Source organism: Streptomyces sp. NPDC048417, assembly GCF_040651615.1.
GTDB lineage: Bacteria > Actinomycetota > Actinomycetes > Streptomycetales > Streptomycetaceae > Streptomyces.
Window position 1 is genome coordinate 1 of record NZ_JBEZKI010000043.1, and the last position, 12,653, is coordinate 12,653.

Annotated in this window: 14 protein-coding genes and 1 pseudogene; 7 read left to right on the top strand and 8 right to left on the bottom strand. The window is 71.6% G+C overall.

Annotated elements, in window-relative coordinates:
• On the bottom strand, positions 1 to 623 hold a 623-nt coding region (locus AB0D59_RS44770; protein ID WP_362577329.1), incomplete at its 3' end, for a maltotransferase domain-containing protein.
• Positions 624 to 726: 103 nt separating this feature from the next.
• A complete protein-coding gene (locus AB0D59_RS44775) occupies positions 727 to 1,020 on the bottom strand; it encodes a DUF5133 domain-containing protein (protein ID WP_360494053.1) in 294 nt (97 codons plus the stop codon).
• 306 nt (positions 1,021 to 1,326) lie between these two features.
• Between AB0D59_RS44775 and AB0D59_RS44780 the strand changes: the two genes are divergently transcribed.
• Positions 1,327 to 1,830 (top strand): pep a2, encoded by a 504-nt coding sequence (locus AB0D59_RS44780; RefSeq protein ID WP_362577331.1) that lies wholly within the window; start codon positions 1,327 to 1,329, stop codon positions 1,828 to 1,830.
• Complete coding sequence (glgX, locus tag AB0D59_RS44785; RefSeq protein ID WP_362577333.1) at positions 1,827 to 3,971, top strand: glycogen debranching protein GlgX; 2,145 nt, start codon at positions 1,827 to 1,829, stop codon at positions 3,969 to 3,971. The genes AB0D59_RS44780 and glgX overlap by 4 nt, the downstream gene beginning before the upstream one ends.
• 40 nt (positions 3,972 to 4,011) lie before the next feature.
• Here the strand turns inward: glgX and AB0D59_RS44790 are convergent, their stop codons facing one another.
• Complete coding sequence (locus AB0D59_RS44790) at positions 4,012 to 4,827, bottom strand: VOC family protein (protein WP_362577335.1); 816 nt, start codon at positions 4,825 to 4,827, stop codon at positions 4,012 to 4,014.
• A 128-nt stretch (positions 4,828 to 4,955) separates the two neighbouring features.
• On the opposite strand from AB0D59_RS44790, the gene AB0D59_RS44795 reads away from it, so the two are divergent.
• On the top strand, positions 4,956 to 5,270 hold the full coding sequence (locus tag AB0D59_RS44795; protein ID WP_362577337.1) for an ANTAR domain-containing protein: 315 nt from the start codon (positions 4,956 to 4,958) through the stop codon (positions 5,268 to 5,270).
• 3 nt (positions 5,271 to 5,273) lie between these two features.
• Here AB0D59_RS44795 and AB0D59_RS44800 read toward each other — a convergent pair whose 3' ends face one another.
• Complete coding sequence (locus AB0D59_RS44800) at positions 5,274 to 6,077, bottom strand: SigB/SigF/SigG family RNA polymerase sigma factor (RefSeq protein WP_362577339.1); 804 nt, start codon at positions 6,075 to 6,077, stop codon at positions 5,274 to 5,276.
• A 234-nt stretch (positions 6,078 to 6,311) separates the two neighbouring features.
• Here AB0D59_RS44800 and AB0D59_RS44805 point away from each other — a divergent pair, with 234 nt between their 5' ends.
• From AB0D59_RS44805 to AB0D59_RS44820, 4 genes are all read left to right on the top strand, one after another.
• Entirely contained in the window at positions 6,312 to 6,767 is a 456-nt protein-coding gene (locus AB0D59_RS44805; protein ID WP_362577341.1) for a MarR family transcriptional regulator, read from the top strand.
• Positions 6,764 to 7,591, top strand: a complete 828-nt coding sequence (locus AB0D59_RS44810) for an ATP-binding cassette domain-containing protein (protein WP_362577343.1) — start codon at positions 6,764 to 6,766, stop codon at positions 7,589 to 7,591. Before AB0D59_RS44805 ends, AB0D59_RS44810 begins: the two co-directional genes overlap by 4 nt.
• Complete coding sequence (locus AB0D59_RS44815; protein ID WP_362577345.1) at positions 7,551 to 8,402, top strand: ABC transporter permease; 852 nt, start codon at positions 7,551 to 7,553, stop codon at positions 8,400 to 8,402. The genes AB0D59_RS44810 and AB0D59_RS44815 overlap by 41 nt, the downstream gene beginning before the upstream one ends.
• A gap of 195 nt (positions 8,403 to 8,597) precedes the next feature.
• The gene (locus AB0D59_RS44820; protein ID WP_362577347.1) at positions 8,598 to 9,128 is read left to right on the top strand and encodes a hypothetical protein; all 531 of its coding nucleotides are present in this window, start codon (positions 8,598 to 8,600) and stop codon (positions 9,126 to 9,128) included.
• A gap of 136 nt (positions 9,129 to 9,264) precedes the next feature.
• Here AB0D59_RS44820 and hemC read toward each other — a convergent pair whose 3' ends face one another.
• The 4 genes and pseudogenes from hemC to AB0D59_RS44840 form a co-directional block, all read right to left on the bottom strand.
• On the bottom strand, positions 9,265 to 10,200 hold the full coding sequence (hemC, locus tag AB0D59_RS44825) for a hydroxymethylbilane synthase (protein ID WP_362577349.1): 936 nt from the start codon (positions 10,198 to 10,200) through the stop codon (positions 9,265 to 9,267).
• Between the two features lie 142 nt (positions 10,201 to 10,342).
• Positions 10,343 to 11,119 (bottom strand): NPP1 family protein, encoded by a 777-nt coding sequence (locus tag AB0D59_RS44830; protein WP_362577351.1) that lies wholly within the window; start codon positions 11,117 to 11,119, stop codon positions 10,343 to 10,345.
• Between the two features lie 140 nt (positions 11,120 to 11,259).
• On the bottom strand, positions 11,260 to 12,219 hold the full coding sequence (locus AB0D59_RS44835) for an ATP-dependent DNA ligase (protein WP_362577486.1): 960 nt from the start codon (positions 12,217 to 12,219) through the stop codon (positions 11,260 to 11,262).
• Between the two features lie 108 nt (positions 12,220 to 12,327).
• A pseudogene (locus AB0D59_RS44840) lies at positions 12,328 to 12,564 on the bottom strand (helix-turn-helix transcriptional regulator); the annotation flags it as partial.
• Positions 12,565 to 12,653: the final 89 nt, after the last annotated feature.

Consider the following 12,653-nt stretch of genomic DNA (forward strand, 5'->3'; position numbering starts at 1 on the left):
GGGAAGAACTCGTACCAGGAGCCGTACAGAGCCCGCTCCCGCTCGACGAGCAGCGGCAACGGCTCGGAGCAGGTGACCAACTCCCTGAGCGGATACCGGCGGAGGATCTCGTCCACCTCGGTAGCCAGCGCGTTCGCCAGCCGGGTGTGCAGGGGCAGGGTTTCGTCGCCCAGGGCGCGGGCCGCCGCCGCCACCCGCTCGCGCTCCGGTCCCGCGGGCATCCGGGCGGCCGCGCGCGCGTACAGCTCGGCGCCCTCCTCCAGGACCAGACCGGTGTCGATGCCCGCCGGGATCTTGACCCGCGCGTGCCGCCGCCAGGTGGCGAGCGGGGCGCTCCAGGCCTCCACGTGATACGTCCAGCGGCCGGTCGCGTCCGGGGTGACCTCGGCGCCCCAGCGGTCGGTACCGGGGACCAGCTCCCGCATCGGCGTCCAGGGACCGGGCCGGCCCTCGGGGTCGCACAGCACCACATTGGCGCCGACGGCGTCATGACCCTCGCGGAAGACGGTCGCGGTGACCTGGAAGGTCTCGCCGGGGACCGCCTTCGCCGGACGCCCGCCGCCGTCCACGGCCGGTTGCACGTCACGTACCGGAACACGGCCGATGGCCTCTGTCGCCTTCATGGGTCTCACCTCCGCCGTGCGCGGAGCCGGGCCCCGGGTCCGGCTCCGCAAGTCCGTAGTGCGCGGGAGGACGAGGCGTCCTCCCGCGGGGTCCCCCTGCGGATCACTGCCGCGCGGAGCTCCGGTCCGAGGGCGGACCCCGTCGGACCTTCCCGCTCAGCTGGGCCCGCCCGCCCTGTTCCCGCAGATAGGTGACGAGGCTGGTGCGCAGATAGCGCTCGGCCGCGTCCACCGCCTCCCGGGCGCAGCGCTTGCCCATCAGCACACACAGCGTGTAGCCCGAGTCCTCGAAGGTGGACCGCACCTCGCGGTCCTGCGGCGAGGCGAGCATGACGCGCTCCCAAGCCCGGTAGCGCCGCAGCTGCCGGGCCACCTCGGCCTTCGCGGGTAGCAGCATGGCCGTGTCTTTCCTTCCGACGCTCTCGAATGGGCACGTGTCCCCGACGATCGGGGAGCGTCCGGGCACGGAAGGGCACGGAGCCGTTACGGCGAATCGAGGCTTTCACTCATGGTGCACGGACGACGACGGAGCGTCTTGTTGGATCTTCAACGACCTCATGCGTCTCTCAGGTTGCACGAATGGCGTAGCGCCCGCACTGTGGGAAGTGACTCAGAAGCGATGAGTGCTCACGCTGCGCGTCCGGAACGGATTTCCGGACGGGTGAGGGGAGCGGGAGCCGCGCCGGGTGAGGAGCCAGCGACAATGAAGACCGCAGTGCCCTGCTACTACCACCTCGACGTGGAGGTCAGCCCGGAACGGGTGGGACAGGTCAGCCGCATCCTGGCCGCCCATCTCCGCTACTGGGACCTCGACAACCTCGTGGACCCCGTCTGCCGCGGTGTCGAACTGCTGCTGACCGCCATCGACCAGCACGCGACGGACAAGCACACGTCCATCGAGATGTGGTGGAACGGGCAGCACCTCATCACCGCCATCGGTGACGACGACCGCGACCTGCGTCCCGACCAGGACCTGCGGTCCTGCCTGGCGCACCTCGCCGCCACCAGCGACGGCTGGGGGTGCTGTGCCCCGGAGACCGGCAGCAAGATCATCTGGTTCTCGCAGCGTGCCCGGTCCGGTGAGCGCGTCCCGCTGGTCAAGACCGCGCCGGCGCCCAGCCTGCGCCGGACGCTCCGGGTGCCCCGCGCCGTCCCCGTCGCCCAGTTGGCCGCATCGGCCGAGGGCGTTCTGGAGGGCGCCCGGTGACGGCTCGGAAGTCCCGGAAAGGGGTGCCCGTGTGGAGCGGGCACCCCTACCCTTTGGGTGCCTCCTTCGACGGACAGGGCACCAACTTCGCCCTGTTCAGCGAGGTCGCCGAGCGGGTCGAGCTGGTCCTGGTGAACGACGCCGGCACCCGGCGGCCGGTGCCGATGACCGAGGTCGACGGCTTCGTCTGGCACGCCTATCTGCCCGGCGTCGGGCCGGGGCAGCGCTACGGCTACCGGGTGACCGGCCCCTGGGATCCGGAGGTCGGCCACCGGTGCAATCCGGCGAAGCTGCTCCTGGACCCGTACGCCCGGGCGGTCGACGGCCAGATCGACAACCACGCCTCGTTGTACGAGCGCACGCCCGGCGGACCGTCCCCGGCGGACAGCGCCGGGCACTCCATGCTCGGTGTGGTCACCGACCCCCACTTCGACTGGGGCGACGACCGTCCGCCCCGGCGGGCCTACTCCGACTCGGTGATCTACGAGGCCCACGTCCGTGGCCTCACCCGCACCCATCCGGAGGTACCCGAACGGCTCAAGGGCAGTTACGCCGGTCTCGCGCACCCCGCGGTCATCGAGCACCTGACCTCGCTCGGCGTCACGGCGGTCGAGCTGATGCCGGTCCACCAGTTCGTGCAGGACGGGGTGTTGCAGGACCGGGGGCTGTCCAACTACTGGGGCTACAACACCATCGGCTTCTTCGCACCGCACCACGCCTACGCCGCCTTCGGCAGCCGCGGCCAGCAGGTCAACGAGTTCAAGGCGATGGTCAGGGCGCTGCACGCGGCCGGCCTCGAAGTGATCCTCGACGTGGTCTACAACCACACCGCCGAGGGCAACGAGATGGGCCCCACGCTGTCCTTCCGGGGCATCGACAACGCCTCCTACTACCGGCTGGTCGACGGCGACTGGGCGCACTACTACGACACCACCGGCACCGGTAACAGCCTGCTGATGCGTCACCCCTACGTCCTCCAGCTGATCATGGACTCGCTGCGGTACTGGGTGACCGAGATGCACGTCGACGGCTTCCGCTTCGACCTCGCGGCCACCCTGGCGCGGCAGTTCCACGAGGTGGACCGCCTTTCGGCGTTCTTCGACCTGATCCAGCAGGACCCGGTGATCAGCCGGGTGAAGCTGATCGCCGAGCCCTGGGACGTGGGGGAGGGCGGATACCAGGTCGGCAACTTCCCGCCGCTGTGGTCGGAGTGGAACGGCAAGTACCGGGACGCCGTACGGGACTTCTGGCGGGCCGAGCCGGGTTCGCTCGGCGAGTTCGCCTCCCGGCTCACCGGCTCCTCCGACCTGTACCAGCAACGGGGACGGCGGCCGCGCGCGAGCGTCAACTTCGTCACCGCGCACGACGGTTTCACCCTGCGCGACCTGGTGTCGTACAACGACAAGCACAACCAGGCCAACGGCGAGGGCAACCGGGACGGCGAGAGCCACAACCGGTCCTGGAACTGCGGCGCCGAGGGCGACACCTTGGACCCGGCCGTCCTCGAACTCCGGGCCCGCCAGCAGCGCAACTTCCTTGCCACCCTGCTGCTGTCCCAGGGCATCCCGATGCTCAGCCACGGCGACGAACTCGGCCGCACCCAGCGCGGCAACAACAACGCCTACTGCCAGGACAACGAGGTCTCCTGGACCGACTGGGAACTCACCGAGGAACAGCGGACGCTCAGCGACTTCACCCGGTACGTCATCGGACTGCGCGCCGCCCACCCCGTGCTGCGCCGGCGCCGCTTCTTCCGCGGCGAGACCGCCATGCACCCCGGACAGCCGCTGCCCGACCTGGTCTGGCTGCTGCCCGACGCCCGCGAGATGACCGACCGGGACTGGCAGCGCCCCGACGCGCACTCGGTCGGTGTCTTCCTCAACGGCGACGCCATCGCCGAACGCGACCCCTACGGCCGGCGCCTGGTCGACGACTCGTTCCTGCTGCTCCTCAACAGCTTCTGGGAACCGGTCGACTTCCGGCTGCCCGACGAGTCCTTCGGCGAGCGCTGGACGGCCCTCATCGACACCGCCGAGCCCGACGGCATCCCCGACGAACGCGAACGCAAGGCGGGCACCAGGCTGCGCGCCGAAGCCCGCAGCCTGGTCCTGCTGTCCCGGCCTTCCCGCGGCAAGGACTGAGAAACCGGAGGAACCGGAGGGGCCAGAGGGGCCGGAGGAATCAGGGGAGCAGGGGGCGTGCGGTCACGGTGAACTGTGCCCCGTCCGGGTCGCGCAGGATGGCCTCGGTGTCCTTCTCCTGGAGGACACTGCCGCCGTGCTTCTCGGCCGCCCGTGCGCACTCGCCGACGTCGTTGACCGCGAAGTGGATCTGCCAGTGCGGCCGTACCGAGGGATCGGGGGCCGCCTCCACCGCCCCGGAGTCGATCCGGGCCACGACATCGCCCCGGCTGCGCAGCACCACCTCGCCGCCCTCGTACTCCACCTCGCAGCAGCCCGGTTTGTCGGAGGCCCAGCCGAGGACCTCGCCGTAGAAGATCGCCGAGTCGAAGGCGTTTCGGGTGTGCAGGCGGATGAAGGTGGGTGCGGCCTGCCGCCAGGTCTCCCAGTTGGAGACCAGGTCGCCCTCCCAGATGCCGAAGATCGCCCCGTCCCGGTCGGCGAGCAGCGCGGCGCGGCCGGGCGGGAAGGACAGCGGCCCCACCGCCGGGGTGCCGCCGCGCTCGCGGGCCCGGGCGACCGCCTCGTCCGCGTTCTGGACGGCGAAGTAAGGCGTCCAGGCCACCGCCATCTGCCACATCGCGGCGACCGCGGCGATGCCCGCGACCGGCACCCCGTCCGCCAGGGCGATCCGGAAGTGGTCGCCGAGCCGGACACTGCGCCATCGCCACCCCAGCACGGCGCTGTAGAAGCCCTCCGTCGCCTGTACGTCGCGGCTGGTCAGGCTCACCCAGCACGGGGCGCCGAAGACCGAGTGTGTGGAGATGACCTCTCGCTGCTTCTTCACGGGGCCGGGGGCAGGCGTGTCGTTGTTCATGGCACTCGCGTCCTGGGGTCGGGGCCGGCGGGGGAACCGGCCTGACACCAGTCTCCAACCGGAAACGGCCGGGGTGCCTGCCGAGTACCCCGGTGGCACTCCGCCAGACGAGTGACGACGATGGGGGAGTGAGCGAGAGCGAGGCGGATTCGGTCCTCCACCTCCAGGAGGAGATCGAACAGCTCAAGGAGGCCATCGCCTCCCATGCCGTGGTGGACCAGGCGATCGGGATGGTGGTCGCGCTCGGCCGGGTCACCCCCGACGAGGGGTGGGAGGTGCTCAAGGAGGTCTCCCAGCACACCAACATCAAGCTCCGCAACGTCGCGGAGCTGATCCTCGTCTGGGGGCGCACCGGGGACATGCCCGCCGAGATCCGTGCCGAACTGGAGGACACCCTCGACCGGTACGGGCCGACGCAGATCCCCGGTGCACCGTCCGGGTGACACTCAGCCCGCCTCGGCCAGCAGCTCCTCGCGCAGCCGCTCGAAGCAGGCGCTGAGCAGGCGGGACACGTGCATCTGCGAGACGCCCAGCTGCTCGGCGATCCGGCTCTGCGTCATGCCGCGGAAGAACCGCAGGTAGAGGATGAGCCGGTCGCGCTCGGGGAGGCCCTGGAGGCAGGGCTCGGCCGCGGTGCGGTCGACGACCAGGTCGTAGCCGGGGTCGGGGCCGCCCAGGGTATCGCCCAGCGCGTAGCCGTCGGCTCCGGTCACCTCGGCGTCCAGCGACAGCGCGGAGAAGCAGTCCAGGGCCTCCATCCCGGTGCGCACCTCGCTCTCGGTGAGCTGGGCCCGCTCGGCGATCTCGGCCATGGTCGGCGCGCCGCCGGGAGAGGTCTGGTCCAGCTCCTTGAGGGCGACCCGGACCCGGTTGCGCAGCTCCTGGACCCGGCGTGGCACGTGCAGGGTCCACATGTGGTCGCGGAAGTGGCGCTTGATCTCGCCGGTGATCGTCGGCACGGCGTACGCCTCGAAGGCCCTGCCGCGCGCCGGGTCGTAGTGGTCGACGGCCTTCACCAGCCCCAGCGCGGCGACCTGGCAGAGGTCTTCCAGGGCCTCCCCGCGGCCGCGGAACCGCACGGCGATCCGCTCGGCCATGGGCAGCCAGAGTTCGACCAGCTCGTCCCGCAGGGCCCGGCGCTCGGGGCCCTCGGGCAGCCCGGCCAGCCGCACGAAGTCAGCTGCCGTGTCGGGTGCGTCGTCGTGTGGATGGGGCTTGGTGGCGGCAAGGGTGGCGGTGGTGGCACGCATGAGGCGCACCTCCCTCAGCGGGTGCTGTGTGGACGGACACCGTGGGAGGAACGCACTCGGACCCCGGGGAGAACACGGGGGGCACCGGCAGAAGGCGGCTCCCACGCCCGTGCCTCCGGTCCGAAGCACTGAAGAGCGGATGCCCCGAATGGGGCATAACCAAACAATTCACCCCCCTTCTCTTGACTGTTCCATGGGTGGGATTACCTCTGTAGCAGAGGTAACCTTCCGGGTGTGAGATCGGAGACCTTTCCGGAAGAGCTGGCCGACGCGCTCGTCGGGATCCAGCGGCTGATCCGTCGCCGGCTGCGCCGCGGGCTCGCGCTGCCCCGGCTGCGCGGTGCCGAGGTGGAGCTGCTGCGGCTGGTCGAGTCGCGGCCCGGGATCGGCATCTCGGACGCGGCCAAGGAGCTGTACCTGGCGGGCAACTCGGTGTCGACCCTGGTCAACCAGCTGGTCAGGGACGGCTACCTGCTCCGCGAGACCGACCCCGCCGATCGCCGGGCAGCCCGGCTGCTGCTGACCGAGGCCGCCGAGAAGCGGCTCGCCGACTGGCAGCGGCGCCGCGCGGACCTCGTCGTGAGCCATGTGTCCCGGCTCGACGAGGCGGACCAGGCGGCGCTGAAAGCGGCGCTTCCGGCGCTGCGCAGGCTGGCCGTCACCCTGCACGAGGAGGCCGAGGAATCATGACGCCGGACACCACCGCAGTCGCCTGCACGGGGCTTTCCTACACCTTCGGGGAGACCAGGGCCGTGGACGGGCTCGACCTGACCGTCGGCGAGGGCGAGGTCTTCGGGCTGCTCGGCCCCAACGGCGCCGGGAAGACCACCGCCATCCGCTGCATCACCACCCTCCTTCCCGTCCCCGCCGGGATGGTCCGCGTCTTCGGCCACGACACCGGCCGGGAGCGGATGGCCGTCCGCAGACTGCTCGGCTACGTCCCGCAGCAGCTGTCCGCCGACAGCGGGCTCACCGGACGCGAGAACGTCGCCCTGTTCGCCCGGGTCTTCGACGTCTCCCGGCGCGAGCGTGCCGAGCGGGTCGCGCAGGCGCTGGAGGCCGTCGACCTCGCCGACGCCGCCGACCGGCTCGCCGGCACCTACTCCGGTGGGATGGTCCGCCGCCTTGAACTGGCCCAGGCGCTGGTCAGCGCGCCCCGGCTGCTGATCCTGGACGAGCCGACCATCGGCCTCGACCCGATCGCCCGCACCGGAGTGTGGGACCAGATCAACGCAGTACGCGAGGCCACCGGCATGACCGTGCTGGTCACCACCCACTATATGGACGAGGCCGACCAGCACTGCGGCCGGGTCGGCCTGATGCACCGCGGCCGCATCCGGGCCCTCGGCACCCCCGACGAGCTCAGGCGCGGCCTGGCCGAACGCCGGGGCACCGACTCCCTGCCCACCCTCGAAGACGTCTTCCGCGACGTGGCCGGCAGCGGCCTCGACGACCAGTCAGGAGGTTTCCGCGATGTCCGAAGCACCCGCCGCACCGCGAACCGCGTCGGCTGAGCGCACGGCGGCATCCCTGCTGCTGACGCCGCCCCAGCCGCGCTCCGGGTGGCGGCTGCTGCCGGCCCGGGTCGTCGCCATGTGCGCCGTCGAGCTGCAGAAGCTCCGCCACGACCGCACCGAGCTCTACACCCGGGCGATACAGCCGGCCCTGTGGCTGCTGATCTTCGGCCAGACCTTCACCAGGATCAAGGCGATACCCACCGGCGGCATCCCCTACATCGACTACCTCGCGCCCGGCATCATCGCCCAGTCCGCGATGTTCATCGCGATCTTCTACGGCATCCAGATCATCTGGGAACGCGACGCCGGCATCCTCAACAAGCTCCTCGTCACCCCCACTCCACGCTCGGCCCTCATCACCGGCAAGGCCTTCGCGGCCGGGGTGAAGTCCCTGATCCAGGCCGTCGTGGTGATCGTCATCGCCGCGATCCTCGGGGTCTCGCTCACCTGGAACCCGCTGAAGCTGCTCGGGGTCGGGCTGGCCGTCGTCCTCGCCTCCGCCTTCTTCTCCTGCCTGTCCATGAGCATCGCGGGCATCGTCCTCAGCCGCGACCGGCTGATGGGTATCGGACAGGCGATCACCATGCCGCTGTTCTTCGGCTCCAACGCCCTCTACCCGGTGGCGATCATGCCGGGCTGGCTCCAGGTGGTCAGCAAGATCAACCCGTTGAGCTACCAGGTCGACGCCCTGCGCGGGCTGCTGCTCGGCACGCCCTCGCATCTCGGTCTCGACTTCGCCGTGCTGGCGGTCGCCGCCGCGCTCGGTATCGCCGCCGCCTCCTCGCTGCTCGGCCGCCTGGCCCGCTGATCTTGCCGCGGGTGAGTCACCGACGTGATGTGCGGCACGCGCCTGTGTCCCGCTCCGGAGTCCCGGGGCGGGATAACCGCTGCGCAAGGCTTTGATCAGCGATCAAAGCGGGCGAACCCCCTGGCCACAGCGCATTCCGCTCATTTGACAGTGCGCTGAGGGCACAGATAAACAGCGGGGGTCGAGAGGGGCACTGTGTACGAGCCGAACGTGGTCGGGGACTGGCACGAGTACGACGAGCATGCCGGTCTGCGGGTCCGCGTCCACCGCCTGGAGGAGGCCGAGCCGCCGCGCGGCCGGGACGACGCCGCGGCCGGGCTGACGTACTTCAGTGTCCGGGTGACCGTCGAGAACCGCGGGTCCCGTCACTTCAGCGTCCAACTGGAGGACGGCCAGATCGATGTGCGGGTGGGCCCCGACGGGGAGGGCGCGGTCATCGACTGGCGCAGCTCCCAGTTCATCGAGGGCTTCGACGTCTACCCGCTGCGCCGCGCCACCGCCGTTCTCTACGCCGCCGGCCCGGAGGCCGCCCTCACCCAGGTGGACATCCAGATCCAGCTGCGTGTCGACGAGGACTGGACCGACCGGCGGCTGTGGGCGGGCGGCATCGGCGTCCTGGAGTCGACCACCGCCACGGCCTGCCAGGGCGCCGGACCGGGCAGCCTGGCCCACCAGGTGACTACCTTCCTCAAGGACCAGACGGAACCGGGCCCCACCACTCCCTGAGCAGGCTGCGGTTCGGCAGCGCCGCCCCGAAGGGGCGCGGGGCTGTGCCGATATGCGGCTCCGCCGCGTGGGCGCGACCAGCCACGACGGTGCCGCAGTCGGCAGACGGCCTGTCGTGGCACTTCCTGCGGAGCGCTCAGTGCGGGATGCCGTCGATGATCTCGCGGGCGCCCTGCCGCAGCAGCGCCACGGCGACCGAGGTGCCCAGCGTGGCCGGGTCGAGGCGGCCCGCCCACTCGTGGGCGTTCAGCCGGGTCTTGCCGTCCGGCGTGAACACACAGGCGCGCAGCGACAGTTCACCGCCGCCGTCGACCCGCGCGTACCCGGCGATGGGGCTGTTGCAGTGCCCCTGGAGCACGTGCAGGAACATCCGCTCGGCGGTCGCCTCCCGGTAGGTGTCCGGGTCACCGAGCCCGCTCACCACGTCGATCAGCTCGGTGTCGCCCTCCCGGCACTGCAGCGCGAGGATGCCGGCACCGATCGGCGGCATCATCGTCTCCGGGTCCAGCACCTCGGTGATCACGTCCGTGCGGTCGATCCGTTCCAGGCCCGCCGCCGCGAGCAGCAGCGCGTCGGCGTCCCCGGCGGCGAGCTTCTCCAGGCGCCGGTTGGCGTTGCCCCGGAACGGCACGCACTCCAGATGCGGGTGGGTGGCGGCGAGTTGGGCGACCCGGCGGACCGAGGAGGTGCCGATCCGGGTGCCCGGCGGCAGCTGGTCCAGGGTCAGCCCACCGGGGTGGACGAGGGCGTCACGGATGTCGTCCCGCTTCAGGAACGCCGCGAACACCGTGCCTGCGGGCAACGGCCGGTCGGCCGGTACGTCCTTCACACAGTGCACGGCGAGATCCGCCTCGCCGGCCAGCAGCGCGGCGTCCACCTCCTTGGTGAACGCGCCCTTGCCCTCCACCTGGGAGAGGTCCCCCAGCCACTTGTCGCCGGTCGTCTTGACCGGTACGACCTCGGTGCGCACCTGTGGATACAGGGCTGCCAACTCGGCCCGGACCCGGGCCACCTGAGCGAGCGCCATCGGAGAGTCGCGGGAGACGATACGGATCAACTCTGGCACGGACATGGGGACACGATAGACCTTCGTGCCGACCATGGATTCCGACATCCTGTCGGCCGCCGCGCACGGCCGCCGCGGCCGGGCCGGGCGCGGTGCGCAGCGGGCGACGGGTACGCCGCAGGTCACGGCGCTCGGCCGGGCGCCGGGGTCAGGCGGCCGGGTCGAAGGTGATTCCCGACGGCTTGGCCGAGGTGAGGTGGGAGGCGAAACTGGCGTCCTTGAGACCGAAGTTGGCGCTGCCGAAGTCGTAGGCGCTCAGCTTGTCGCGCAGGCCGGCCGGGTAGCCGTTCCAGCCGACCAGCGGTGGGTACTGCCAGGTGCCCTTGTGGTTCTCCGGCGGCTCGTCGTTGGAGTTGGCCAGCCGGAAGCAGTGCGTGCTGACGCCGTCCTTGTGGTAGACGATCTTCGCGTGGGTGCCGTCGAAGCGGACCTCGGACGCGGCGTGCACGGTGAACGAGCCGTGGTTGGACGTCGACACGTACTTGATCTGACCGCTCTGCACCCACACCACGACGTGCTCCCAGTCGTGCCGGTGCCCGCCGATGCTGCTGCCCGCGATCGCCTGGTCCTTCTCGAAGTACAGGCCGTACAGGTAGGCGCACCAGCCGTTGTTGCACTTGTAGCGCGAGTAGCTGTTGGTGTTGTCGAGGTCGGAGGCGTCCCGGCACGAGCCGTTGAGCGCGCCGGTCGGGTTGAGGCCGCCGTTGACCGTGCCGTCGGGGCCGATCGCCGGCGTCGAATAGCAGCCGTCGGTGTCGTAGTCGAAGGCCGGCTGGTAGGTCTGCTCGGCCGTCTCGGCGTTGGCGGGCAGCGCCTGCGGCGGGGCGGCGAAGGCGGCGGCGGGAAAGGCGACGACCAGGGCGGCGGCACCGGCGAGTCCGGTCAGCCATCTGCGGCGACCGATGCGGAACGTCCGTGAGGACACGGGGACCTCCAACTGCTGTGGGGGGAACGGACGTTCAGCTTCCCCTTCGGTCAAGACTTTGCCAAGACGGCCTGGGCGTCCCGCCGGTGAAGCCCCGCCCAACAGTCGGTCGGTGTGCGCCGGATCGGAGCCGGCGACGGTCAGTCGGTGCCGGCCGGCAGGTCCGCCGCCGACTCCTCCGGCGTGAGGTCCGGGCGCAGCCGCAGCCAGGACGGCTGGCGCAGCAGCCCGGCCCGGGTCCGGGTGCTGTAGTTGACCTCGCCGACCAGCCGGGGCAGCACCCAGCGGGCGCCCGGGACCGGCGGGACCGGGTCGAAGGGGCAGGTGCCGGTCGCGGCGGCCCCGAGCAGCGCGGCCAGTTCGGTCCGTTCCGCCTCGCTCCAGCCGGTGCCCACCCCGCCCACGTACCGCAGCCGCCCGTCGGCGGACCGCTGGCCGACCAGCACCGCGCCCGGCAGCCCGGTCAGCCGTCCCTTGCCCGGCAGCCAGCCGCCGACGATCACGTCCTCGGCGCGCATGTTCCGGATCTTGATCCAGGCGCGGGAGCGCACCCCCGGCTCGTACACGGAGTCCAGCCGCTTGCAGACCAGGCCCTCGAGGCCGTGCTCCCGGGTGGCCCGCAGCGCCTCGGCGCCGTGTCCCACGACGGCCCCGGGCGTCGACCAGTAGGGGCCGTCGAGGCCCAGCGACTCCAGCCGGGTCCGCCGCTGCGCGTAGGGCACCCTCAGCAGCGGGCCGCCCTCCAGGTGCAGCACGTCGAACAGCACCAGGTGGACCGGGACCCGGGCCGCCATTCGCGCCGCCCGCGCCGGGGCGTGGGCCAGCCCCATCCGGCTCTGCAGCAGCTGGAAGTCGGCGCGTCCGCGCTCGTCGAGGGCCAGCACCTCGCCGTCCAGCACCGCCGGGACCCGGCCCAGCATCCCGCCCAGCGGGCGCAGCTCGGGATACGCGGCGGTGATCTCCTCGCCGGACCGCGCGCGCAGCAGCAGACCGCCGTCACCGGGCAGATAGACGACCGCGCGCTGGCCGTCCTGCTTGGTCTCGTACGCCCACCGGGCGTCCTGTGCCGCGGGCGGCAGCCTGCCGGGCGTGGCGAGCATGGGCGGGATCAGCGGCAGGGCGGTGGTCACTGCAGAAGATGTGAACCGCCTGCGGCCGTGGCACGCGTCCGGCGGCGCCGGTTCCCCCGAACGGCCTTCAGCAGCCGCTCACCTACGGCGGGGCCGCACCAGCCCCGACTGGGAGGCCGTCAGCACGAGTTGGGCCCGGCCGTGGGCGTCCGGCCTGGCCGTCGCCCGGTGGACGTGGGTGCGTACGGTCAGCGGGGAGACGAACAGCTTCCCGGCGATCTCCTCGTCGGAGCGGCCCGGTGCCGCCGGCGCCATGACCTCGCGCTCGCGCGCGGTGAGCACGCGCAGCTGTTCGGGGGCGGCGAGCCGGGCCCCGGTCGCGAGCGTGGCCGGGAACCCGGTGATGTGTCCCGCTGCCGAACAGGACCGAGGGGAACAGCAGGGCCGGCGCCGGCGTGTCGACG